Source organism: Bradyrhizobium sp. ISRA436, from assembly GCF_029910015.1.
Taxonomy (GTDB): Bacteria; Pseudomonadota; Alphaproteobacteria; order Rhizobiales; family Xanthobacteraceae; genus Bradyrhizobium.
Genome location: NZ_CP094520.1, coordinates 182,954 through 205,403, shown reverse-complemented (window position 1 = coordinate 205,403; position 22,450 = coordinate 182,954). Strand labels below are relative to the sequence as shown.

The 22,450-nt window shown below is 61.0% G+C and carries 21 protein-coding genes; 7 read left to right on the top strand and 14 right to left on the bottom strand.

The genetic code is table 11. From position 1 onward, the window contains the following. Window positions 1-95 precede the first annotated feature (95 nt). On the top strand, window positions 96-377 hold the full coding sequence (locus MTX23_RS35875) for a helix-turn-helix transcriptional regulator (protein WP_280978618.1): 282 nt from the start codon (window positions 96-98) through the stop codon (window positions 375-377). A 1,163-nt stretch (window positions 378-1,540) separates the two neighbouring features. Continuing rightward, entirely contained in the window at window positions 1,541-3,313 is a 1,773-nt protein-coding gene (locus MTX23_RS35870; protein ID WP_280978484.1) for a GMC family oxidoreductase N-terminal domain-containing protein, read from the top strand. A gap of 81 nt (window positions 3,314-3,394) precedes the next feature. Here MTX23_RS35870 and MTX23_RS35865 read toward each other — a convergent pair whose 3' ends face one another. Further along, the gene (locus MTX23_RS35865) at window positions 3,395-4,300 is read right to left on the bottom strand and encodes a LysR family transcriptional regulator (RefSeq protein WP_280978485.1); all 906 of its coding nucleotides are present in this window, start codon (window positions 4,298-4,300) and stop codon (window positions 3,395-3,397) included. A 476-nt stretch (window positions 4,301-4,776) separates the two neighbouring features. Here MTX23_RS35865 and MTX23_RS35860 point away from each other — a divergent pair, with 476 nt between their 5' ends. Then, on the top strand, window positions 4,777-5,043 hold the full coding sequence (locus MTX23_RS35860; protein ID WP_280978486.1) for a hypothetical protein: 267 nt from the start codon (window positions 4,777-4,779) through the stop codon (window positions 5,041-5,043). Between the two features lie 1,049 nt (window positions 5,044-6,092). On the opposite strand, the gene trbI is transcribed toward MTX23_RS35860, so the two are convergent. The 13 genes from trbI to MTX23_RS35795 form a co-directional block, all read right to left on the bottom strand. Next, window positions 6,093-7,400, bottom strand: a complete 1,308-nt coding sequence (gene trbI, locus MTX23_RS35855) for an IncP-type conjugal transfer protein TrbI (RefSeq protein WP_280978487.1) — start codon at window positions 7,398-7,400, stop codon at window positions 6,093-6,095. Between the two features lie 11 nt (window positions 7,401-7,411). After that, on the bottom strand, window positions 7,412-7,864 hold the full coding sequence (gene trbH, locus MTX23_RS35850; protein WP_280978488.1) for a conjugal transfer protein TrbH: 453 nt from the start codon (window positions 7,862-7,864) through the stop codon (window positions 7,412-7,414). A gap of 2 nt (window positions 7,865-7,866) precedes the next feature. Beyond that, the gene (gene trbG / locus MTX23_RS35845; protein WP_280978489.1) at window positions 7,867-8,706 is read right to left on the bottom strand and encodes a P-type conjugative transfer protein TrbG; all 840 of its coding nucleotides are present in this window, start codon (window positions 8,704-8,706) and stop codon (window positions 7,867-7,869) included. A gap of 17 nt (window positions 8,707-8,723) precedes the next feature. Then, complete coding sequence (locus MTX23_RS35840) at window positions 8,724-9,386, bottom strand: conjugal transfer protein TrbF (RefSeq protein WP_280978490.1); 663 nt, start codon at window positions 9,384-9,386, stop codon at window positions 8,724-8,726. A gap of 43 nt (window positions 9,387-9,429) precedes the next feature. Next, entirely contained in the window at window positions 9,430-10,590 is a 1,161-nt protein-coding gene (gene trbL / locus MTX23_RS35835) for a P-type conjugative transfer protein TrbL (RefSeq protein ID WP_280990759.1), read from the bottom strand. Window positions 10,591-10,607: 17 nt separating this feature from the next. Then, window positions 10,608-10,796 (bottom strand): entry exclusion protein TrbK, encoded by a 189-nt coding sequence (gene trbK / locus MTX23_RS35830; protein ID WP_280978491.1) that lies wholly within the window; start codon window positions 10,794-10,796, stop codon window positions 10,608-10,610. Then, window positions 10,793-11,599 (bottom strand): P-type conjugative transfer protein TrbJ, encoded by an 807-nt coding sequence (trbJ, locus tag MTX23_RS35825; protein ID WP_280978492.1) that lies wholly within the window; start codon window positions 11,597-11,599, stop codon window positions 10,793-10,795. The genes trbK and trbJ overlap by 4 nt, the downstream gene beginning before the upstream one ends. Continuing rightward, window positions 11,571-14,024 (bottom strand): conjugal transfer protein TrbE, encoded by a 2,454-nt coding sequence (locus MTX23_RS35820; protein ID WP_280978493.1) that lies wholly within the window; start codon window positions 14,022-14,024, stop codon window positions 11,571-11,573. Before MTX23_RS35820 ends, trbJ begins: the two co-directional genes overlap by 29 nt. A gap of 9 nt (window positions 14,025-14,033) precedes the next feature. After that, the gene (locus tag MTX23_RS35815) at window positions 14,034-14,333 is read right to left on the bottom strand and encodes a conjugal transfer protein TrbD (protein ID WP_027584282.1); all 300 of its coding nucleotides are present in this window, start codon (window positions 14,331-14,333) and stop codon (window positions 14,034-14,036) included. Continuing rightward, on the bottom strand, window positions 14,326-14,706 hold the full coding sequence (locus MTX23_RS35810) for a TrbC/VirB2 family protein (RefSeq protein ID WP_280978494.1): 381 nt from the start codon (window positions 14,704-14,706) through the stop codon (window positions 14,326-14,328). Before MTX23_RS35810 ends, MTX23_RS35815 begins: the two co-directional genes overlap by 8 nt. Then, complete coding sequence (gene trbB / locus MTX23_RS35805; protein ID WP_280978495.1) at window positions 14,696-15,664, bottom strand: P-type conjugative transfer ATPase TrbB; 969 nt, start codon at window positions 15,662-15,664, stop codon at window positions 14,696-14,698. Before trbB ends, MTX23_RS35810 begins: the two co-directional genes overlap by 11 nt. 17 nt (window positions 15,665-15,681) lie before the next feature. Continuing rightward, complete coding sequence (gene traI, locus MTX23_RS35800) at window positions 15,682-16,305, bottom strand: acyl-homoserine-lactone synthase TraI (protein ID WP_280978496.1); 624 nt, start codon at window positions 16,303-16,305, stop codon at window positions 15,682-15,684. Window positions 16,306-16,861: 556 nt separating this feature from the next. Next, window positions 16,862-17,293 (bottom strand): hypothetical protein, encoded by a 432-nt coding sequence (locus MTX23_RS35795; protein ID WP_280978497.1) that lies wholly within the window; start codon window positions 17,291-17,293, stop codon window positions 16,862-16,864. 603 nt (window positions 17,294-17,896) lie between these two features. Here MTX23_RS35795 and repA point away from each other — a divergent pair. From repA to MTX23_RS35775, 4 genes are all read left to right on the top strand, one after another. Continuing rightward, on the top strand, window positions 17,897-19,111 hold the full coding sequence (gene repA / locus MTX23_RS35790) for a plasmid partitioning protein RepA (RefSeq protein WP_280978498.1): 1,215 nt from the start codon (window positions 17,897-17,899) through the stop codon (window positions 19,109-19,111). Further along, window positions 19,108-20,142, top strand: a complete 1,035-nt coding sequence (gene repB, locus MTX23_RS35785; RefSeq protein WP_280978499.1) for a plasmid partitioning protein RepB — start codon at window positions 19,108-19,110, stop codon at window positions 20,140-20,142. Before repA ends, repB begins: the two co-directional genes overlap by 4 nt. 278 nt (window positions 20,143-20,420) lie before the next feature. Further along, window positions 20,421-21,746, top strand: coding sequence for a plasmid replication protein RepC (repC, locus tag MTX23_RS35780; RefSeq protein ID WP_280978500.1), 1,326 nt, complete (start codon window positions 20,421-20,423; stop codon window positions 21,744-21,746). A gap of 79 nt (window positions 21,747-21,825) precedes the next feature. Further along, window positions 21,826-22,443: a hypothetical protein gene (locus MTX23_RS35775; protein ID WP_280978501.1), complete on the top strand. Its 618-nt coding sequence runs from the start codon at window positions 21,826-21,828 to the stop codon at window positions 22,441-22,443. Window positions 22,444-22,450: the final 7 nt, after the last annotated feature.

The following is a 22,450-nucleotide window of genomic DNA, read 5'->3' as shown; positions in this document are numbered from 1 at the left end:
TCCTCGGCTATCCAAGGAGGGGGCAATTCCTCGTGACGCCGAGGGGGCAGTTTTCCATGGCGCGCGACAACTTGCCCACGGGCATGCCTGAGTGCATGAAAGCTCGTGCGCTTGTGGCCTGGAATTTACGCCGGATTCGCGTGGATCGTGGCATTTCCCAAGAGAAATTGGCCGCCTATGCCGGGATTGACCGCTCATATATGGGTGGCCTCGAGAGGAAATCTGCGAACCCGACAATCGATCTTGTCGACCGGCTCGCCGAAACGCTGGGTGTTCATTTGTCTGAGTTCTTTGTTCAGGCACCCAGGGGAGCGCCGAAACCGAAGATCCTGCCTAAAGGTCGCAAGCCAGCGAATCGACGACCGAAGAAAAAATAGCACTGCTCGCGCAAATCGACTTTATGCCCACGGGGATCGAGAGGCACGGCGCGCAGATCATGGAATTCGACTGCGTCGATCCAGCGGCAGCGTGCGGGCTTTCGGCTCTGAAAATGGTGCACTGCCCGAAAGCGCGCGCCGGGGACACGATAGCAGCGAAAGTCGTCATGAGTTGGGGCCGCTCTCAAAAAGAGTGCTTCGGATGGCTGCGATGAAATCCGGCACGGATTCGATCTGGGGGTAATGACCGAGGTCCTGCAAGCTGATGTAGTCGGCGCACAGCAGATCGCTTTCGGGCTGTCTATCAGTCCACGCGCTCTACCCGATCATACGAAGTGCGGCGCCGCGTTATGGTGCGACGATCAGGATCGGACACCCGATCCGGGGCCCTCTCCTCGCCAGTCCACTGTCGCCGCTCTCCAGTGATCACCTAACCTAAACGCGACAATAGGGGTCGCCTTCCTGCCTGGCATCAAGCATGGCATTTGACCTCCACCGATCAGCTCATGGCAGGCTGTATCGCGCGCTGGTTAGCTAGCCGAGGGATGACCAAGTGGGGCTTCACGCCGGTTACAGTTCAACGCCCTGAGGGCAGGTAGCGGCGCCCCGTTGCCGCAGCGCCGAACGCCGTCGAGGCAAGCGCTTGCATAACCGACTTAGGTCGCGCTCAACCTCTTTTCGTGGGCCGCGGAGTCCGGCCGCCGTCTTCAGCTCGATCCACGGATGCGGGCATCCGCGGCCATGGCCTTGCCTGAGGCCTGCGAAGCGTTTGGGCTACAGTCGGCACCTTCGTTGCGCAGCTCGGCCTCCCTGCCCAGACGACCCCGATCGGTAGCATCCATAAGCCGGCTTTATGATGCAGGCATCTTCGGCGGCCATCCGCCAATCAGCCCCATCCCAAGAAAGCTCCTCATAGGTTTCTCCTATGACCAACTAAAAATTCCTTATTTGTCCGTCCGGGCACCGCCCGTTACTCGTTCCTTAATGGCTTTACGAAGACCAGGGTCGATGTCCGACGAAGAACTTCAGCACGAGACGGTGGCGTGCTGGCGACCCTTCCCGTCGTGCCGCTTGGCAAGTTCTTTTCACCTATCGCCTTCGAGAAGAACCTTGAGGGCTTCCTCGATAACCCGGTGCCGGTGTTCTGGAACGACGAGAAATGATTGCGACGAACACCGATCGATCGTTCGCACGGTAAGACCATGGCACGAAGCGGTCCCGCTTACGATTATCTGATCATTGGCGGCGGCTCCGCCGGCGCGGTCATCGCATCGCGGCTGAGCGAGGTCCACGGCCTTCGTATTCTTGTCATCGAGGCTGGATCCAGCTTCGATGAGCAGACACTTCCTCCACACGTTAGGTCACCGTACCCAGCCCGCGCGTACTTCGACAGACGTCTCACCTGGGAAGGGTTGACAGTCAGGCTTACTGGAGAGCCTGGGCGCTCGCACCAACCAGAAACTCCCTATGAACAGGCTCGAGGCTTGGGTGGCGGCTCGCTGATCAACGGCATCGGATCGAACCGTGGATCACCTGACGACTACAATCAATGGCGGGACGCCGGCGCCAACGGATGGGGCTGGGACGACGTCCTACCCTACTTTCGTAAACTAGAAACGGAGGCAATTTACTCGAGCGATGGTGCCCTGCATGGCACCGACGGACCTTGGCCCATCACTCATATCGATCCGGCAAGGTTCACTGGCTTTACCCGCGCGATCCACGATGCTCTGTCATCGTTTGGATACCAGAGGAGACAAGATCAGAACGGCATCTGGCGGGACGGCATCTACCCAACCGCCGTTAACCTTGATAGCTCCGGCTACCGCGCAACGACGGCAACGACGTATCTGCGCGACGAAGTGAGACGAAGGCCGCAGCTCGAGATCCGTTGCAATACGGTTGCTACGCGACTCATCGCTTCGCATGGCGCGGTGACGGGAGCGGAATTTATGGATGAAGGCGGAAACCTTCAGATCATACGCGCTCACGAAACCATCGTCTGTGCCGGTGCGCTCCAAACGCCGACACTCCTCTTGCGTTCGGGGATTGGTCCAGGGGCAGATCTGGTCAATCTTGGCCTTGCAGTCACAGCCGATCTACCCGGTGTTGGCCGAAACCTGATGGAACATCCCTCCATCGGTGTTACGGCACTCATCACTCCGGAAGCGCGTCTGCCGGCCGGCGAAAATTACCACATTCAAAGCCTGCTTCGATGGACGTCCGCTCTTGAAGGCACGCCCGCCGGCGACATGCACACCGGCATCGTCGCCCGCGCAGGCTGGCATGCTGTCGGCGGTCAGCTTGCCAACCTGTTCTCATGGGTCAACAAATCGTATTCTACGGGCCACGTGCGGCTGCGGTGCGCCGATCGCCGAACGCCGGCTCAGATTGAGTTTAAGATGCTTTCGGACGTCCGAGATCTACGCCGTCTGGCCGACGCGTTTCGGCTGTCCGCCAGAGCTGTGACGCACCCAGGGCTTGCGAATGTCGTTTGGGCTGCTGTGCCATCAACTTTCTCGGCGCGGATAAAGAAGCTGCTCGCCCCTACCCGTCGAAACCGTATGATCAGTGATTTCGCAGCGCCTTTGATCGACCGAAGCGATCTAGTCCGCCGGCACCTAGTACGCACCATCCAAGGTGATGCGCCATCACTGGCCCAGCTCCTGACCGATGATCGCGAGATGGCGGACTTCTTGAAACAAAACGTTGGTGGGGTCTGGCATCCTTGCGGAACGGCTCGAATGGGGTCCCCCGACGACCGGATGGCAGTGACCGCTTCCGATGGTCGCGTATATGGCGTCATTGGACTAACTGTTTGCGACGCGTCGCTGATGCCGACGATCCCCCGCGCCAATATCAATGTTCCGGTCCTGATGATGGCAGAAAAGATAGCCGACAGTCTCAAGGCCTCATACAAGAGAAGACTCATATGATCAGTCAAATTGTGCGTCGATTGGTCTCCGCTATTCCGGTCCTCGTTCTCGTGGGAGTCATCGTCTTACTCGACAGTGCTTCTATGGCATTTGGCGCGAGGACGTCCGGGCAAGTTCCGTGAATTTCGAGGCCAGCAAGGACAATGTCGGAGTAAGGTGTCTTCCCTTCTTGACGAGCAGCTGTAGGGGGATGCGAGGCGCGTCACGCAGCTCAAGGGAAACGATCTCCGGAAAAAACACTTGAAGATCGCAGAATGGATCGACGATCGCAACTCCCTCGCCCGATCTCACCAGATGCCAGGCCTGCGCAATTTGTTCGACTTCGATCGCTGGGTTGAATGGAACGCCATGTTCGCCAAAAAAGGCATCGATTCGCTTGCGGAGCTGAAGATACGGAAAGTAGCCAACAAAGCGCTCGTTGCGCAAATCTCTCACAGATACGGACTTTCTTTGCGCGAGTGGATGTGACTTCGGGCAAATGAAGCGCGCTGCTGCAGTTGTCAGGGTGATGACCTCCACGTTTGAATAGCTTTCTGCAAGAAAGCTAATGGCAGCATCGATCAATCCAGAGCTCACTTTATTCGCGCTCTCCACCCTGCGCTCCACCACAATGTGCAACTTCAGCTTCGGCTCGAGCGAATGGAGAAACGAGATTATTTTTGGCGCGAGTGATAGCGATAATGAGTAGGTGCATCCCAAAATAAGGGTCACATCGCGGTCTGATCGAAGCGATTCGATGACCCGATTGACTTTCGTGACCTGATGAAACACCGCATCGATGTCGTCTATGAGACGCGATGCATTTGGCGTCGGTCTCAATCGGCCCTTCTCGCGCACGAAAAATTGCAGACCACAGCGAGCCTCGGCATTGCGAATGACCTCGCTGATTGACGGTTGCGAGATATTCAGCGCCTTCGCCGCTCCCGTAATCGAGCCTTCTCTCATGACAGCACGGAAAATCTCCATCTGCCGGAGATTCATGACCATCGAGTTGCAACCCTGGAACTGACTGTTGCCCACTTCCGCTATGTTGTCTCAAGCGAAGGTTGAAAACAAGATTTCCAGGCGAGTTCAAGGCAAGCCCGTGCCAGATCCGAGCCGCCCGGCGGGCCCGCGGCCAAGCCAGAATGTGCAGTCACGCTCCATTTTTTGCATACACAAGGCCCATACCAAGAGCGGATGTCGTATCTCTCGCACTGAGAGGCCAGGTTCGTGAAGCCGACGGGGAGTCCCTGAAATCGAAGTCCGTGGTAAAAGTAGTGTGGCTATTGCAACAGCATTCCAAGTGCAATTATGCCCGTCGTGAGCTTGCGCAAACGCAACCAGGCTAAACAGTCCGATTGCTTGTTCCCGAACGATCAGAACGTCTTGTTCAATAACATCCAAGAAGAGAAGCAATTGAAGTATGACTGGGAGGGGCAGAGTCGAGCACCCGACCTACATCTGCAGGCGTCTAGTGGTAGGTGCTGTACCAGATTTCCAAGAACTGCCGCACGAACGTCGAGATGATCGAGAAATGCTATGGCTCACACATCAAGAACCAATTGAGTGCAGCAGCCATCAACGTCGCACGCTTCGCCCGGAACGAAGAATATCGTCGCGCCAGACGCGTGTTCGATCAAGCCAGCGAGTACAAAAAGCCAGACGCGCCCGCCTCGTATGAATTACGGGCAAATAGAAACGCACTGACCCACCTGAGACCTTGGCGTCAAGCGCGGCTCAGGGTATGAAGGCCTTGGCATGCGGGCGTGGCGAAATTGGTAGACGCAACGGACTTAAGTCAACTTGAGTGTTCGCGGGGAAACCCGCGATGCAGAACTGCTCAAATTCGGGGAAGCCTTCACTGGTAATCCCGAGCCAAGCCTGGTGACAGGAGGGTGTAGAGACTAGACGGGCAGCACCTACAGCGGCAACGCCACGGTGAAGGGATAGTCCAGACCACAAACGCCTGGCGGCGGCGGCGAAAGCCGTAGCTGGTAAGAAAATCCGTTGGGGAATCCCCGTACCGGTTCAAATCCGGTCGCCCGCACCATTTTTCAGAATTAGAGGGCTACTCTAGTGGCCGAACGGGCCCCCAATACGACTGCCAGCAATAAACGGATCGCACATGAAAGGAACAACTCCGCAATTTGCAGCCCGATTTTACGGAAACAAGAACTGCGAATGAGGCCCAACATGTTCAAGTGATTTCTTGAACGATTCGACGCGCACTAAACTACTCGCAGGAGTGGGGCCGGATCGCTGAACATGGCGATCCCGACCAGGCGGCGGAATGGATCTGGTTGAAAAACCTATTCGGCCGCATGCTGCCGCAAAACCTGGTTATCCGCCGATCCTGATCGCCACACGGCGGATGTCAAAACGTATCGCTCTTGCAAGATGCCTCCATCGCGACTTTCTCGGGTAAGATCGCCAAGAGGGATTACTCTGATCATCGCTCCTCGAAAATGTCCGCGACTGATCTTGAGTCGCTAGCTCGCTGTTGCGAAGGTGCAGTAAGGGAAATCTTCAGGGCTGAACAGGATAACGGCTCGGAGATTGCGCACAATGTGAATTTGCTACCTGCGTGGTTGATGCACGGCATCCACAACGGATTCCCGGGATTCTCGAGCTGTGGTACGATTTGCCAGTGCACATGTTGCAGGAACAGACAGCGCGCAATTTCTTCATCTTTCTGAGGGGGCATGATTTCGGCGTTTGGGACTCAAATCGTCCGCAGGACAGCTGCCAGCCGTGTAGTCTCCGGTACGAGGAAAGCTTGTCGTTCATCCTCATAGCCTTATCCGCGGTAAGCGCTCGGAAACACCATGTCCTGGTCGACGAGGACATTGAACACATAGCCTGGTCGAATCTCGAGTGTGGGCTGGACGTTCATGTTCTTGCTGATCGTCTGCTCGGCGACGCGGCCGAACGATTCAGCAAAACTGTTGCGCGCGGCGTCCGTAGGCGTTTGCTGATACCCGTAAGGTGAACTTGCGGGCATCGACATATCGATGCCGGCGCCGATCGCGGCAATCATGATCGCCGAGCCGAACACCTGGAAATAATGATTGTCGACTTGATCATTGAAGCCGCCATAACCTTCCGCGTCCGTGCCCGCCATGCCTCCGATCTGCAACGTCGAGCCGTTCGGGAAGATGATGTCGGTCCAGACGACGAGGACGCGGCTTTGCCCGAACGAAATCTTGGCATCGTACCGTCCCAGGAGTTTGGCGCCCTGCGGGATCAACAGGTGATGGCCCGTGGCGCTGTCGTAGACGTTCTGGCTGACCTGGGCGGTGATGCGTCCGGGAAGGTCGGAATTGATCCCGGTGATCAGCGTCGCTGGAATGACGGAGCCGCGTTTCAATTCGTAGGCGGATGTCGGCGCAACCACCTTGTTGGGAAGATAGCCGAGCTTCTTGAGATCCGCGTTGAAGAAATCCTCTTTCGCCGCTTGCCCGTTCGGATCGATGTTCTGCATGCCAAAGCCGGCACGCAGCGCCGCCGCGTAAAGGTCGGACGCACCGCCTGTTAGACCGCGTGGCGTCGTCGTTGTTGATTGGGGTGCATTGCTCACGGCTGCGCTCGATGTTTGCAGCTTGCTGACATTGACGGCGAGCGGTGAGTCGTAGGCGGCGCCGTTCGCCTGCATGCGGGCCATGCGCTGGCGCTGCTGCTCCCGCAAATATTGTTCATGCGCTTCCCGGTCGAGGCGTGCCCGCCACAGCGCTTCCGGCTCAAGTTGCGAGCCGGTCGGCGCCTCGGTCTGTTTTCGGCCGGAAAAAGGATTGTTTGCCGGCTTTTGGGTTTCGGGCTGTGCCGGCGCCGGCTGGAAGGTCTGTGCCTCCTGTTGGTCGCCAATGATGCCGTTGGAGACGCCTTTTTTGAGTTGATCGGCGTAGGTCGAAGCTGGGTTGGAAGAGGCAGTATCTATGCCGGCCTCGTGACGGAAGTACAGTCCGCGCGACGTCAGGCCGTAAAAGATGACGGCGAAGAACACGATCACGAGCACGACGGCGACGATGATCGGCAGCCGGTTCAGGCGACGGATTCCTCTGCCCTCCGCTTCCTCCGGAGCGCCGCCAAGCTTCAGGGATTGCGCCATGATGCCCCCCTTTACCCGCGCTGCATGACGGAGAGCGGGCTGGCCGGAGATGCGCCAGCGGCGGTTGCGGTATACGCGCGGCCGAGCTCGACGCTGCCGGTCGACAGGCGCGCCAGGACCTGACCGTTATAGGACTCGATCACATAGGCGAGCGGAATGGTCTTCTCGCCCTTGGTCTTCTGATCGGTCGCAACCGCATATCCCCAACTCCTAAGCGACGTCTCCAGCGCCTGGCCGAAGGGCGTGCCGTCGGGCTTCAGGATGATCGTTCCAGTGCCAGGTCCAACCTGCTCGGCGAATTTCGTCACCATGTCGCCGGCGATCGCAGAAGCCGCGGGACCGGACAGATCGGCTGGCGCCGAGCTCGCCACCAAGGTGCCACTTCCGAATGCCGCGCATCCGGCGAGCGGCAGGCCGAGCACGGAGAGAAGGACGAGCCGAGGCATCGAGGAGACCCGCCGCATGATCAGCCTCCCCTCCGAATCGTCACCTTGTCCTGGTTCCAGAAGCCAACGCCGGAGACCAGAATGGCGGTGTCGATCTGATAGTCGACCACCATCATGTCGCCCTTCAGCCGATAGTTGACGATGCGGTTCTGACCGCCCGACACCACGAAGAGAACAGGCGCATCCTGGCCGGAGAGCGACGACGGAAACTGGATGTAGGTCTTCACGCCATCGCTGTAGACGCGCGTGGGCCGCCAGGACGCGCTGCCGCTTACGCTGTAGGCGAAGCTCAGCTGCTCGGCGGGAACACCTGCGCCTGGAATTGTGTCGACGCCAATACGCGCGTTGACGTCCGCGAGCCGGCTGCTGACATCCTCCGGATATTCGAAGCCGACGCGCGCCATGTATTGGGTCGCATTCGACTTGAGCTGGATGTGATAGGTCCGCCGCGAGGTCGTCACCACCATCGAGGTGACGAGCCCTGGCTCCGACGGTTTGACGATCAGGTGGATGGCTTGTCCGCCGACCGCTCCAGACGTCGCCGGTTCGACCTTCCAGCGTACGGTGTCGCCTACCAGCACATCGCGCACGACCTCACCGGCCTCGAGCTCGATGTCGCAGACCTCGAGCGGCGAGCAGACGACGGAGGGCTGGACCTCGCCGTATAGGAAGACGACCTTGCCGTCCGTTCCGCGCGTCACAAGGCCGGTCGATCCGCGCCACTGGCTCGAGATACTCGTGCCCTTTCGCTCCTTGGCGTTCATTGCCTGCGCGTACGCACTGACATTGGCAAGAAGCAAGCCGAAAGCGGATGCCCCTAGAACAATGCATGGATGAAGTCTGATCATCTTTGGGTGCATCGGTGTCCCCGCCCCTTTCATAGTTGCGCCGTCCAGTCGAAATCACGCAGGTAGAGGCCGATCGGATTGAGCCGGATGGTCTGCTCGTCCTGGGGTGGAGTCAGCGTGACGGTGGCGATGCCGCGAAAGCGGTGCTCGCCGGTTTCCTTTCCCTTCCTGTCGCGCTCGAATTCGGTCCAGTCGACCTGATAGGACTGGTTGGACAGAGCGACGATGTTGTTGACCTCGACGGCAACCGTCGTCGTCTTCGCCTTCTCGAACGGCGAGTTGCTCCGAAACCAGTCATTGATCTTTTGCGTGGCGGGATCGGAGGTCCGCAGCAGCGCATAGGTCCGATCGATATATTGCTTCTGCACGACCGCATCGGGTGTCACCGATCGGAAGTTCGAGACGAAGCTTCCGAGCGTCGCGCGCACCACGCGCGGATCGGCATATTCGATCTGCTGCGGATAGCCGGCGCTCGCGGCGGTCCCAAGCTTGTCGACCTCGACAATGTAGGGAACGAGCTTGACCCGCGTGCTCTGGAACAGCGCGTAGGCAAAGCCGATCACGGCCATCACCATGGCGAGGATGCCGATGGTGCGCCACGTCGCGGCCGCCTTCACATAGGAGCCGTAGCGCTCGTTCCATTCCTGACGCGCGGCAAGATAGGGATTGTCGGGCAAATTACGCGCGGCCATTCGAGAAAGGCTTTCCATTTTTCATCTGTCGGGTTGAATCGGCTCAAGTCTTTCCAGTCGATCGTTGCTGCGAGCGCCGCTGATCGAGCTTGGCGTTGGCAAGGCCCAGCGTCGACGTGCCGAAGGAGCCGGGCGCGCCGATGGCCTGGTCGCGCGCGGCGGAGGCGAGCGCGCCGCCCGCTGTGCCGATGCCTTGCGTCATCGCCTTGAGGGCGGCCGCGCCAAACGAGGCGCCATCGGCGCGCGCGGAACTGAATCCGGCCGCCCCTGCGCGCGCGCCGCCCATGGCAAGGCTGGCGCTGCCGGCCGCGAAGCTCGCCATTTGGCCCGCATGCTTCACCACTTCCATGCCGCTGCCGACGGAGACGCCCTGCACGACGCCTTGCACGATGTTCGGCACGTAGATCGAGATGATGAAGACGACGACCGAGATACCACCGATCGCCAGCGTCCCGACGAAGGCGTCGTTTCCGGTGCCCGTCTGGTTGGCGAGATTCAGCAGGGCGTCGGAGCCGATCTTGGCGATCATCACCAGCGCCATCAGCTTCATGCCGACGGAAAAGGCGTAGACGAGGTAGCGGATGGCAAAGTCCTTGGTGAAGGACGAGCCGCCGAGACCGAGCATGATCATGCCGGCGAGCAGACCGACATACATTTCGACCATGACAGCCACGAAGATCGCCGCAACCAGCGAGAAGGCGATCACCACAATCACCATGGCAAAGACGGACGCAATCGCGAGCGCATTGTCCTGGAACAGGCCGAACTGCGCGTTCTGTGACATCGCGGAGGCGACCTTGAGACCGGCGTTGAACACATCCGCCGGCGACGCCGAGCCGCCGCCCGCGCCGATCTGATAGAGGCTGTCGACGACAGCCTTCGCGAACGTAAATCCCTGATCGAGCACGAAGGCGAAGAAGCCGATGAACATGATCCGTCGGACCATCTCGGCGAACCACGCATCAAGTGTCGCGGTCTGAATGGCGAGCCAGACCGCGGCGATCCCGACCTCGATGCCAGCGAGGATCCAGAACAGCGACTTTGCCGCCTGCATGACGGTCGTCTGCCAGCCTTTGGCGGCCGTCGTCACCGAATTTTCCAGCGTCGTGAGAACGCTGCCATCCTGCTGCGCTAAAGCAGGATGCGCAGCTACGACCATGCCGATCGCAACGATCAGAACGAGCCCCGGTTTAATCCCCCGCACCCCCTGCCCCCTTTATCCTACCAACGTGGTTTCATCTGCTGGCCGCCGGACGTCTTGTAGTCCTGCGGTGGTTTGAAGAAGTCGCTACCGCGCGACGCGGTCCCTTGTCCCGGCATCGGCGCGCGCGGCGCGAACAACAGCCAGACGCCTGCGGCGCAGGTGCCGATCGCGACGACGACGATGATGATGATCGTAGACAGTCTCACCAACGCGGCTCCATGGTCTGGCCGCCGGAGGTCGCCGGCGCGCTCGCGTTGAAGAATTGCTCCCGGCGCGCTTGCGACAGATCCTTGCCCGCCTCCGACGATTGAAACCAGGTCGCCATCATTGTGGTCTGCTGCGCGACAAGACCCCTAAGCTTCTGCATCTGGGCGACCTCCTGCGCGGCGATTTCATGGCCGACCTGCAGGGCCTTCATTTGTCCGTCGGCACTCTCGGAAGCGGTCTGGAGTTGCGCCATCGTCGAGTTTTCGGTGGCAAATTGCTGCGAGGTGAGGCCCGCGGCCTGCAGCGTGCTCGAGATCGTGTCGCGGTTTGTCGTCGACCAGGTCTGATAGGTCGAGGCGAAGCTCGCGCCGTTAGGCAGATTGGTCTTGAACTGCGCGTAGCTCTGGAAGCGCTGCTTGAGCACGTCATCGATGTTGCCCATCGAGAAGGCCATGCCCTGGCCTTGATTGACGATGTTCTGCAGCTGTTTGATATCGTTCTCGGCCTGTCCCCAGACATGCGACGGCAACTGCGCCGTGTTCTGCAGCATGTTTTGGTAAATCCTCAACTGATTCTGGATCTGCTGGGCGAGCTGCGCGATCTGCTGAATCTGGTTGTTGATCTGTTGAGCGGATTGACCAGCGAGCTGGATCAACTGTCCGTTGTTAAGAAGCTGTGTGAACTCGGTCGCACCGCCAACTCCTCCTACGGAGGAGCCAGCGAACGACGGACTGGTTGCAATTGATCCGATCGTCGTGGCGATGATGGCTGCCTTAGAAATCGGCGAGCAGCGTCTCGGCATGGCCGATCCCCCTTTCCTTGAGCCAGTGAACGGGCCAATTGGCCTTGCCCTTCTTCAGCGCCAGGATGCGCTTCAGGTCTTCCTTGCCGGACGCGCCGACGAAGGAGAGCGCGACAGGGCCGAGCGCCATGTTGAAGAGTCGCCGCCCCTCGGGTGAAGCGACGTAGTATTCGCGCTTGGGAACTGCGGTTGCGACGATCTCGATCTGCCGCTCGTTGAAGCCGATACGCTCATAGAACTCGCGCGTGCCCGGCTCGCGCGCGGCGCCATTCGGCAGGCAGATCTTCGTAGGGCAACTCTCTTTCAGGACGTCGATGATGCCGGAGCGCTCGGCATCCGAGATTGACTGCGTGGCGAGCAGAACCGCGCAATTGGCCTTGCGTAAGACCTTCAGCCATTCGCGGATCTTGTCGCGGAAGACGGGATGGCCAAGCATCAGCCAGGCTTCATCGAGAATGATCAGGCTCGGCGCGCCGGACAGCCGCTTCTCAATCCGCCGGAACAGATAGGTCAGGACCGGGACGAGGTTGCGCTCGCCCATGTTCATCAGCTGCTCGATCTCGAAGGTCTGGAAGGAACCGAGCTGCAAACCGTCCCTCTCGGCATCGAGCAACTGGCCCATTGGACCGTCGACCGTGTAGTGATGCAGCGCGTCCTTGATCTCGCGCATCTGGACGCCCGACACGAAATCCGACAAGGATCGTCCGCGCGCCTCGGCCATTAGGCCGACCTGCCGCGAGATGGCGTTGCGATGATCGGGCGTGATGACGACGCCTTGCACGGCGACGAGTGTCTCGATCCATTCCGCCGCCCAGGCGCGATCGGTGTCCGTCAACAAGTCCGACAACGGACAGAAGGCGAGCGCTGCCGCGCCGCCTGCGTCGTCTCCGCCGATCTCGTAGTGGTCGCCGCCGGCGGCCAGCGTCAGTGGCAACATCGAGCGGCCCTTGTCGAAGGCGAAGATCTGCGCGCCGGCGTAACGGCGAAACTGCGCTGCGATCAGCGCGAGCAGTGTCGATTTGCCGGAGCCAGTCGGCCCGAACACCAACGTATGACCGACGTCATCGACATGCAGGTTCAGCCGGAAGGGTGTGGAGCCGGATGCGACCTGCATCAATGGCGGCGAGCTAGGTGGATAGAACGGGCATGGCGCGATCGGATTGCCCGACCATACCGAGTTGAGCGGGATCAGGTCGGCGAGGTTGCGCGTGCTGATGAGCGGTTCGCGGATATTGGCGTACCAATTGCCGGGCAGGCTGCCGAGGAACGCCTCGGTCGCGTTCAGCGTCTCGATGCGCGCGCCAAAGCCTTCGGCCTGGATCAGGCGACGGACCGCCTCGGCCTTCTCCTGCAGGCGCGCGCTGCTCTCGTCGAACAGAACGAGGACCGGCGTGTAATAGCCATAGGCCGCAAGTTGCGAAGAGGCTTCCGCGATCGCATCCTCGGCCTCGGCCACCATGGCGGCCGCATCGTGGTCGATCGAGCGGCTCTGCGTCTGGAAGAGCTGGTCGATGAAGGGGCGGACCTTCTGCTGCCACTTCTTGCGGGTGCGCTCGAGTTTCTGCCGCGCGTCCTGGTCGTCGAGGAATATGAAGCGCGACGACCAGCGATAGGTCAGTGGCATCAGATCGAGGGAATTGAGGATTCCCGGCCAGCTCTCCGCTGGGAATCCGTCGATCGCGACCACGCCGAGAAAGCGGTTCTCGACCGTGGGCGAGAGACCATGCTGGAGCTCGGCCGTCGCGAGCCAGTCGAGATACATTGGAATATCCGGCAAGCGGATCGGATGATTCTCGCCGGTGATGCAGAAGCGGATGAACTGGAACAGTTCATCGTAGCGCGCCATGCGCGTGCCATCGCGCTCCTCGATCTCGCGCGTTTCCATGCGCCGGATGGTCAGGACGCTGGCGAGATATTGCTCGACCTCGCGGATCGAGGTGCGAAAGCTCTCGATCGCCGTATCGGCATAGGAGGCCGATCGGCTCTCGACATCGGAATAGATGTAGCGCGCAAGACCCGCGCGCCGCCGCTCGGGCGGCCGCCAGGTAAGGATGATCGCGTGGCGGCTCTCGAAATGTCCCCTCTCCTGCTCGAACCGGCCGCGGCGTTCGTCATCGATCGCCCGCGTTACCGGATCGGGAAAGTGGCAGTCTCGCCGCGCTGGATAATCCGTGGTCGGCACGCGCACCGCCTCGACCTGGATCATCCAGCCGGAGCCGAGGCGCGCCAGGATCGTGTTGATCTGGCGCGAGACCTCGTTGCGTTCGGCGTCCGTCGAGCTCTCCGAGTCCGGCCCGGCAAAATACCAGCCCGCCATTAGCGAGCCGTCCTTTAACAGCACGATCCCGTTCGCGACGAGCCCGGCATACGGCACGAGATCGGCGAAGGACGGGCCGGAGTGACGGAAGGAGCGCAGCGCGACCATGAGCGGACCTCAATAGCGCCGCCAGGGCGTCGAGGTCGCCCGGTAGTGAGGCCGATAGGAGATATGACGGGCATAGACGCGTCGCATCATCGGGTCGGCCTTCGCCATCATCCGCAGCGCCGCCACGACAACGATCCAGATCGCCGCGCCGAGGATTGCTGCGTACCAGGTGAGCACGACGAAGATCAGGATGACCGCGGCAAGGCCGGTCAGCAGCACGAGCTCGCGATCGGCGCCGAACAGCAGGTTCGGCCGCGACAGTGCGCGATGGATGCGGTTGCGTCTGAGATTGGCGCCGACCTCAGCCATGACCGGGCTCCCCTGCCCTGTCGGCCATCGGCGCCGTGGGCGTACCGTCGCCGATCGAGGCGCCGCTCGCACCGAACAAGGCGACGATCTGCGTGGCGCCGAGGAGGATGCCGGCGACCAGCACCACGTACATGAGGCGTCGTGCGAAATCGTTGAGTTCGCCGCCGAAGATCAGCATGCCTCCGGCAACCGCCACAGCCGCAAGCGCGATGAAGCCGGCCACGGGACCCGTGATCGATTGCTGGATCTGCTGAAGCGGGCTCTCCCAGGGAAGATTGCCGCCGCCGCTGGTCGATGCAAGCGCGGGCTCGAGCATCAGAAGTGCGAGCAACAGGCCGCTGGCACCTGCAATCATCATGCGGTTACGCGACATGGCACTCTTCCTTCCGGGCATAGGATTGGGTTTGGTATTGGCCCGCCGAGAAGCTCTCGACATGGAGCACGTCGCGGACCTGGCGGCCGCGATCCGTTCGCTCGATCGAGACGATCAGGTCGACCGCCTCGCCGATGACCTCGCGCATGGGCTGCTGACTGATTTCGGCCGTGAGCTGCTCGAGACGCCGCAGTGCCGAAATGGCGCTATTGGCGTGAATGGTGGTGATGCCGCCGGGATGACCGGTATTCCAGGCCTTGAGCAACGTGAGTGCCGCGCCGTCGCGCACCTCTCCGACGATGATGCGATCGGGCCGCAGCCGCATCGTGCTCTTGAGCAGGCGCGCCATGTCGATCGTGTCGCTGGTGTGAAGCGAGACGGCATTTTCGGCCGCGCACTGGATCTCGGCCGTGTCTTCGAGAATGACAAGGCGGTGTTCAGGCGCATGCGCGACGATTGCCGCGATCACGGCATTGGCGAGCGTGGTCTTACCCGAACCGGTGCCGCCCGACACGACGATGTTCAGGCGGGAGGTGATGGCGTTGCGGATGACCGCGAGCTGGTCAGCCGTCATCACGCCCTGCGTCACGTAATCCTCGAGATCGAAGAGTCGCGAAGCCCGCTTTCGGATTGTAAAGGTGGGGGCGCCGACGACGGGCGGCAGCAATCCTTCAAAGCGATGCCCGCCGATCGGCAGTTCCCCCGAAATGATCGGACGCTCGTCGTCAGCTTCCGATTGCAGCGCATGCGCGACACTGCCGATAATGATCTCGGCGGTCGCCCCCAGCATGGTCCCGGCAGCTGTCATCCCTTGGCCTAGTCGTTCAATGAACAACCGGCCATCCGGATTGAGCATCACCTCGACGACCGCCGGATCATCGAGCGCGGCACAGATGTGGTCGCCAAGGGCATCCTGGAGTTTGCGGACAAGCCGCGGATGCGAGCGAAGTTCGGCCATGGCAATTGCTGCCTCGCTCACGCAGCGACGCGCTGAAGGCGGCGCAGGTCGGATCGATAGCCGGGCGGTCGGACCCGGTCGAAGCTCGCCTGGTCGGCTGGCAGGATGCCGGCGACGCTCATGGTGTCGCCGATGCGCACCACGCCGCCGAGCCGCCTCATCGGCCAGCCCGCCCGTTGCAGGATGCGTTCGACCCGCACATCCGTCGCCGTGGCGACCAGGTTGAATCCGTTCAACATCGACCACTCGATCATCCCCGCGAAGAGCGTCAGCGTGGCTTCGTGCAGGAACCGGCCGCCCCTCCCCTCGCCCCGCGTGTCGACGCAAAAGCGCGAACTCTCGGCCATGGTGGATTTGCCCCGAAGCCGGCCGCCCGGGAGCAATTGCGGGAAGGTCTGCGACAACATGGTTGGGCCGGTGGTTGGAAGCAGACGGACACAGCCGGCGACCTCGCCGCGGTCCGTCAGGGCCAGGATGTAGGTCGGGTCAAGCGCGTCATATTCATCGCGCTCGCGGCCGTACTCGATCTTGACCCGCCAACCGAGCCGCCCGGCGAACACCCGGGCGCGCAACTGATGCATCTCATCGAGCAGAGACCCCAATCCGCCGTGTTCTTTGGCATCAATCGCAATTGCTTGCATTTGCCGAATCCTCCGTCGCGTTCAGGTGAACGGAGGCAAGTCAGCATGGCGCGCGGGCTCGTACCCTCTGTTGAATTAACGGGGGCTGTTGTTGGCTGTCGCCGAAACTAGCGGCGCCTCCCGCGCCTTTCGCGCGGTACCTTGCCGTAATTGCCGCGGACAGAATCCGTCCGGTGCAAAGACGCCTGCTTTCTCGCGTGTCCACGCCTCTGGCGGCTGGGACACTGACAGAATAACCGCCCCCGAGTTCTCGAATCCGCCTGTCGCGAGGGCAGGCTTCCGCGGTCTTCCATTCGCGTTTCGATTTCTCGATCGCCGTCTCGATGAAGTCTTTGGTGTCAGAACCCTGTGCTCGCGCGACATCCGCCACAACGCGCGGCTTCCGATTCGGGGTGATCTCCTGAGGCCGCCGCCGAGCCTCGAGCGATTGTCGCGCGACACATGAAAGCGCGTCACGGGATTTCACAGGTCGCTTCCCAGCCCCTTCGCCTTCGTAGTCCGAACTCCGCGACCAAGCTCAAGGTGCCGACGCTCGCGCCGTTCCGGCTGAGAGCAGCTAGGCTTCGGGGTAGTTGGCGCGTAGGTAGTCATTTGCCGCCTGCGCGGTGGGGAACGCTGCCAGTTGCTGCGGCGCTTCGTCCGGCCGCTGTGCCTGTCGGATCACCATGACCTGATCTGCATCGAAAAGGACGCAGGGGCGCTCGCGGAACCTCAGCCATTCTGCTTGCTTCGCTTCGGCCAATGCGCAGGCCGCGTCGTAATCGTCCGCGACGCCGAGATGAGTTGAACGGTCCCACGCCCCGCCATTCAGGCACCGGACCTCGATGCGGCCATCCGACAAGGTGAGGCCGTAGGGACGATCCCACCATGCATCGAGCTGCGCCTTGCTTCGTGCTTCGTTAGGGGTCGCGTTGAAGGCCTTCGGCAATTTGGGGTCCAGCGGAATCCGGTTTGGCATTCTGAATTTTAGTCCCGCAAGTTGGTCCATGTAACTGATCCTCTCTCAGGAGAGGTATGATTGGCAATCGCAACGCCGTTGGTTCGGCGGCAAAAGGCGCTCGCGCCGATCGACGCGACACAACCCCGATACACTCTATAGAATCCCCCACGCCCGGTGTCGTCCTCTCCCAGTTGCGCGGCGCAACCTTGAACTCTGCCGCGATCATCCCGGCCGAGACGATCGGCCCCGGGGCAGCGCGTAATCGAGCAGAGACCCAATCCGCCCCATGTTGGTCCGCATCAATCGCAATTGTCCAACGGGGGGCCGGCGAGCTCCGATTCGCGTGAGTCGCGTCTTGGGCATCGATTCCGCGTCTGTCAGTGATCGAAATCTGGCGGCCAAGGATACGCCTGGACTGTAAGATTAGCGGGAGAACGAAACGTCATGGCGCGTTTTGGAAACGCAAGATAAGCCCTCGGTAACATTGAGCGAATCCCTCCGAATCAGCGGTTTGAGCGGCGCTATCCGAAGGTGCCGTTAAGTGCCTGTTAACCTTAAAGGACTGGACGCAAGCCAAGAATCATGACCTAGTTTTAGCGGGCAAAGGGCGATAAACCGCCCGCTGGCCGACAACGAAGGAATGAATCGGCAATGGAAGCGCAGGTTCAGATCAACAACCAAATTGAAGATCCCGCCGACAAGATTATCCGGCACGCGGGAATGCTTTCTGAACATCTGCAGGCCAGGCGTCAGCAGATGTACCCTCCGGACGCTCAGAAAAGCCTACGGCATTTCATGACCCATGAGGTCTCGAAGTTGACCTCGATCCCGGAGTCGACTCTCAAGTTGATGTCAAACGAAGGGAAAGGGCCCCTCCCCGCCCGGCTTGAGAACAATCATCGTGCATACACGCTCGCGCAGATCAATGAGCTTCGCGAGCTGTTTGCTGCTCAGCGTCCTGCAGATGCCTTGAGATTCTTGCCTCATCGTCGGTCGGGCGAGCATCTGCAGGTTCTGGCGGTCGCGAATTTCAAGGGTGGCAGTGCCAAGACGACAACCAGCGCCCACCTTGCCCACTATATGGCCCTCCAGGGCTATCGCGTCCTTGCGATCGACCTCGATCCTCAAGCGTCGTTGTCGGCTATGTTTGGTGCGCAGCCGGAGATCGATGTCCAGCAGAACGAGACCATCTATGCGGCCCTGCGCTACGACGACGAGCGTCGACCCATCGCTGACATCATCCGGCCGACCTATTTCGCCGGCATCGACCTCATTCCGGGAAACATCGAGGTCATGGAGTACGAGCACGAGACGCCGCGCTACTTGGCAAAGCGGCAGGCGGCCCCAGAGAGCATCTTTTTCGAGCGGTTGCGTCTCGCATTGACAGACGTGGAAGACGCCTACGATGTCGTCATCCTGGACACGCCGCCTTCGCTCGGTTTCTTGACGCTGGGCGCCATCTACGCGGCGACCGGCCTTCTCGTGACAGTCCATCCTGCAATGCTCGACGTCATGTCGATGAGCCAGTTCTTGCTGATGATGGGCGATCTCATATCGGTCATCCGCGACGCCGGCGCGACGATGAAGCAGGACTTCCTTCGCTATGTCGTGACCCGGCACGATCCATTCGACCAATCGCAGGTCCGGGTCGTGACGATGCTACGGCATCTGTTCACTGAGGATGTGCTGACAGCGACGGCGATAGCAAGCTCAGCCATCGAAACTGCTGGTCTGGCGAAGCGCACGCTCTACGAGCTGGAGCCGGGCAATATTTCGGCATCAACCACCAAGCGCGCACGGGAATCCATCGATGCGGTTAACGATCAGATCCTCGCACTAGTCACTCAGGCCTGGGGGCGCGCATGACCAACAAACGTCCTTCAGGTCGATCTATTCTCGGCAACTTCAGTTCGTTCTCGGAGCCGGAGACTGCGAGCACTGGCCCCTCCCCTTCCAGGCCCGTGCGCGCGGACGGACTCATGCAATCGCCGGCTCGTGTCGGCGCTGGGGTCATCGGAGCAACACAGCGATCGCTTGCGGAACTGCGCGAAGAGCGTGACCGGCTTCAGGCGCTCGTTGACGCCGGAGGCAGTTCAGAACTCGATCCAGCCTCTATCGATCCATCACCTTTCCCGGATCGGCTTCCCGACGACAGCGAGGCCGATTTTGAGGCGCTCAAGAAACTCATCGCCGAGGAAGGTCAGAAGGTACCAATCCAGGTTAGGCGCCACCCAAACGTCAGCGATCGGTATCAGGTCGTTTATGGCCATCGCCGCTGGCGAGCGGCTTTGGATCTGGGCGTCAAAGTCAAAGTCACGGTTGTCTCGCTGTCGGACAGCGAGCTCGTCGTGGCACAGGGTATCGAAAACGCGGCACGTCAGGATCTTAGCTGGATCGAGCGCGCGCTCTTTGCATCGCGCATGGACGAGGCCGGCATCAAGGCGCGCGACATCCGAGCCTCCCTCTCGATCGACGATCCGGAACTCGCTCGCCTCAGGGCGGTGTGCCGAGCCGTCCCGGTCGAGGTGATCAAGTCGATTGGCCGGGCTCCGAAGGCGGGGCGGCCCCGCTGGATCGCCTTGGCGACTGCCATAGGAGAAGATCCGACGGCGCTGGATCGGGTGCGGAAAACCTTGTCAGGTGACAAGGTTTCGGCGTTGACCTCTGACGATCGATTCAAGCTCGTCTTCGCCGCTGTAAGGCAGCCGACGGCTCGATCTCATAATGAGCTCGAGCTGCGGAGCCCGGCAGGGAGGGTCCTAGGCAAGGCGACCTTCTCAAAGGGCGATATCAAACTCACCGTCTCCGACAAGCACGCGACGGAGTTCGGCGCCTTCCTCGAGGAAGAGCTGCCGGGTCTGGTGGAAAGATTTTTTGCCCGGGAGGGCACTGAGTGATTTTCGACGCGCGGCCCGACCTTGTCAGCTGACAAGGTTTGGTTGGGTGGCGGGAAGGGCGGAGGCCTCGGCCAAAGCCGGATGATGGCGCAACAAACACAGAGGTAGCATGCGGTAAAAAGAAAGGCCCCCGAAACAGTGTCCCGGAAGCCCTCTCTCGTATGTTTGGCGACAACGAGAATCTCACTTCCGCGAATCACAGTCAAGAGCCTCTTCGAGGCCTCGGACACCGTTTTGGTGAGCGCTTTCGCTTTGCCTAAAGGCTGAAAGACACAACCATGACGCAATCCATATCAACGACGCCCTTTGGGCGGCGGCCGATGACGCTTGGCATGATTTCAAGCCAGCTGGCCGCGAAGGCAAAGCCGGACGCGGCCATTGTTCACAAATGGCACGTTTTTCAGCACATCAAGGAGGCGCGCCAGGTTCTCGGCGCGACCGACCGTGCGCTGACGATCCTGCACGCGCTGTTGTCATTCCATCCTGAGATCGCGCTCGAGGCCGACAGCGAGTTGATCGTCTGGCCCTCCAACGAGCAGCTGATGGCACGGGCCAATGGGATGCCGCCGACGACGCTACGCCGGCATCTGGCGGTCCTAGTCGACTGCGGTCTGATCATTCGCAGGGACAGCCCGAACGGCAAACGCTATGCGCGCAAAGGACAGGGCGGAGAGATCGAGCAGGCCTATGGCTTTGACCTGGCTCCGATGGTCGCCCGCGCCGAGGAGTACAAGACGCTCGCGGCTGCCGTGCAGGCCGAGAAGAAGGCCTTCCGCGTTGCCAAGGAGCGTCTCACCATCCTGCGCCGGGACATCGTGAAGATGATCGAGGCCGGGCTCGAGGAGGGTGTACCGGGAAACTGGAAGCGGTTTCAGCAGGCCTACCAGGAGATCGCCGGGCAGATTCCCCGAACTGCGCCACGGCAGCTCCTGGAAAGCATCGGCGGTGAGATGGAATCGCTCTGGCGCGAGATCCGGGAGCTGTTGGAAACGTTTGCGAAAACACAGAATACGGACGCCAATGAGTCCCATTCTGGGCGCCACATACAGAATTCAAACCCAGACCTACCATCTGAATCTGAAAGTGGCTTAGCGAAGGAAGATGAAGCGGGCGGCAGCGCCGCGGCTAACCACAACCTACCGAGCCTGCCGAAGCGTGAGCTGCCCTTGGGAATCGTGCTGGATGCCTGCCCGAACATGCGCTGGCTAATCAAAGGCGGTGAAATCCGGCACTGGAAGGATTTGCTGGCCGCTGCCGAGCTTGCCCGGCCGATGCTGGGGATCAGCCCGAGCGCGTGGCGCGAGGCGAGGGAGGTGCTCGGCGACCAACAGGCCGCGATTACGCTGGCCGCAATCCACCAGAAAGCGGACCAGATCAGCAGCGCCGGCGGCTATCTGCGCAGCCTGACCGACCGCGCCAAGGACGGGAAATTCTCCGTCTGGCCGATGATGATGGCCTTGCTGCGGGCCAAGCTCGACGGATCGAAGCCAACCCTGCCGCCCGCGGGCGGTCCCGCCAGAATCGAACCGGGAAAGCCCAGCCAAACCGGTGCCTACCAGGCCAGCGCCGAATTACGCGCCTCACTGTCCAGGCGGCCGAAATGACCCGAAACCGCGCCAGGAATGACTCCGCCAGCGAAGACGACTCGGCTACGGTTTCCGGGCAGAAATCGGGGAGGGCGATTTGACCAGACACACGACATCCGTCGGCGGCGCGATCGCGGCGGCGCTTGAACGGGCCGAGGAGCTGCGCACCCTCGGCGACCGCCCAGCTCGGGTGCGGATCATGACGATCTTTGGCGATGATCGCTCAGGTCTCACGATCAACGCCCACATTGCGGCCCGGACCCCGGCGGAGCATCGCGCGCAGGAAGGCCTCGGGACGCGGTGTATCCCATGGGACGAGCTCGATGCCCGCGCCGGCGAGATCGTTGGTCTGGTGGACGAGGTGGTGGGCGAAGTGACGCTTGCCGTCCGAAACGCCCCGCCTGTGCCGCGGCCGAGCCGCTTGGAAGACGATCTTGAGCTCGCTGCGTTCGACGATCTGATCGACGAGCTCGGGCAAACGATCACCCAGTCGGCACTTTCCGTGCTGGAGAAGCATCCGACGAAGCAGGTCTCGCGGGAGCTGGGCAGCGAAGCCGCCATGTTAGCCGCACTGAAATTCGCGGCACTGGCGGCCTATACCGGCCATGTCGGACTGAATGACGCCCAGGACGAGCTCCGAATGGCGATGGGCGAGGTGATGAGCAATATGCGCGCTTCGCCTAAAATCTCACGGCGCCAAGGGCTGAATTCGTAAACCTGAC

Excerpts from the sequence above, each read along its gene's own strand:
- MTX23_RS35875 (WP_280978618.1), top strand. The coding sequence starts at position 96 with ATGAAAGCTCGTGCGCTTGTGGCCTGGAATTTACGCCGGATTCGCGTG.
- MTX23_RS35865 (WP_280978485.1), bottom strand. The coding sequence starts at position 4,300 with ATGGTCATGAATCTCCGGCAGATGGAGATTTTCCGTGCTGTCATGAGA.
- trbI (WP_280978487.1), bottom strand. The coding sequence starts at position 7,400 with ATGGCGCAATCCCTGAAGCTTGGCGGCGCTCCGGAGGAAGCGGAGGGC.
- trbH (WP_280978488.1), bottom strand. The coding sequence starts at position 7,864 with ATGCGGCGGGTCTCCTCGATGCCTCGGCTCGTCCTTCTCTCCGTGCTC.
- trbG (WP_280978489.1), bottom strand. The coding sequence starts at position 8,706 with ATGCACCCAAAGATGATCAGACTTCATCCATGCATTGTTCTAGGGGCA.
- MTX23_RS35840 (WP_280978490.1), bottom strand. The coding sequence starts at position 9,386 with ATGGCCGCGCGTAATTTGCCCGACAATCCCTATCTTGCCGCGCGTCAG.
- trbJ (WP_280978492.1), bottom strand. The coding sequence starts at position 11,599 with ATGCCGAGACGCTGCTCGCCGATTTCTAAGGCAGCCATCATCGCCACG.
- MTX23_RS35820 (WP_280978493.1), bottom strand. The coding sequence starts at position 14,024 with ATGGTCGCGCTGCGCTCCTTCCGTCACTCCGGCCCGTCCTTCGCCGAT.
- MTX23_RS35815 (WP_027584282.1), bottom strand. The coding sequence starts at position 14,333 with ATGGCTGAGGTCGGCGCCAATCTCAGACGCAACCGCATCCATCGCGCA.
- MTX23_RS35810 (WP_280978494.1), bottom strand. The coding sequence starts at position 14,706 with ATGTCGCGTAACCGCATGATGATTGCAGGTGCCAGCGGCCTGTTGCTC.
- trbB (WP_280978495.1), bottom strand. The coding sequence starts at position 15,664 with ATGGCCGAACTTCGCTCGCATCCGCGGCTTGTCCGCAAACTCCAGGAT.
- traI (WP_280978496.1), bottom strand. The coding sequence starts at position 16,305 with ATGCAAGCAATTGCGATTGATGCCAAAGAACACGGCGGATTGGGGTCT.
- MTX23_RS35795 (WP_280978497.1), bottom strand. The coding sequence starts at position 17,293 with ATGGACCAACTTGCGGGACTAAAATTCAGAATGCCAAACCGGATTCCG.
- repA (WP_280978498.1), top strand. The coding sequence starts at position 17,897 with ATGGAAGCGCAGGTTCAGATCAACAACCAAATTGAAGATCCCGCCGAC.
- repB (WP_280978499.1), top strand. The coding sequence starts at position 19,108 with ATGACCAACAAACGTCCTTCAGGTCGATCTATTCTCGGCAACTTCAGT.
- repC (WP_280978500.1), top strand. The coding sequence starts at position 20,421 with ATGACGCAATCCATATCAACGACGCCCTTTGGGCGGCGGCCGATGACG.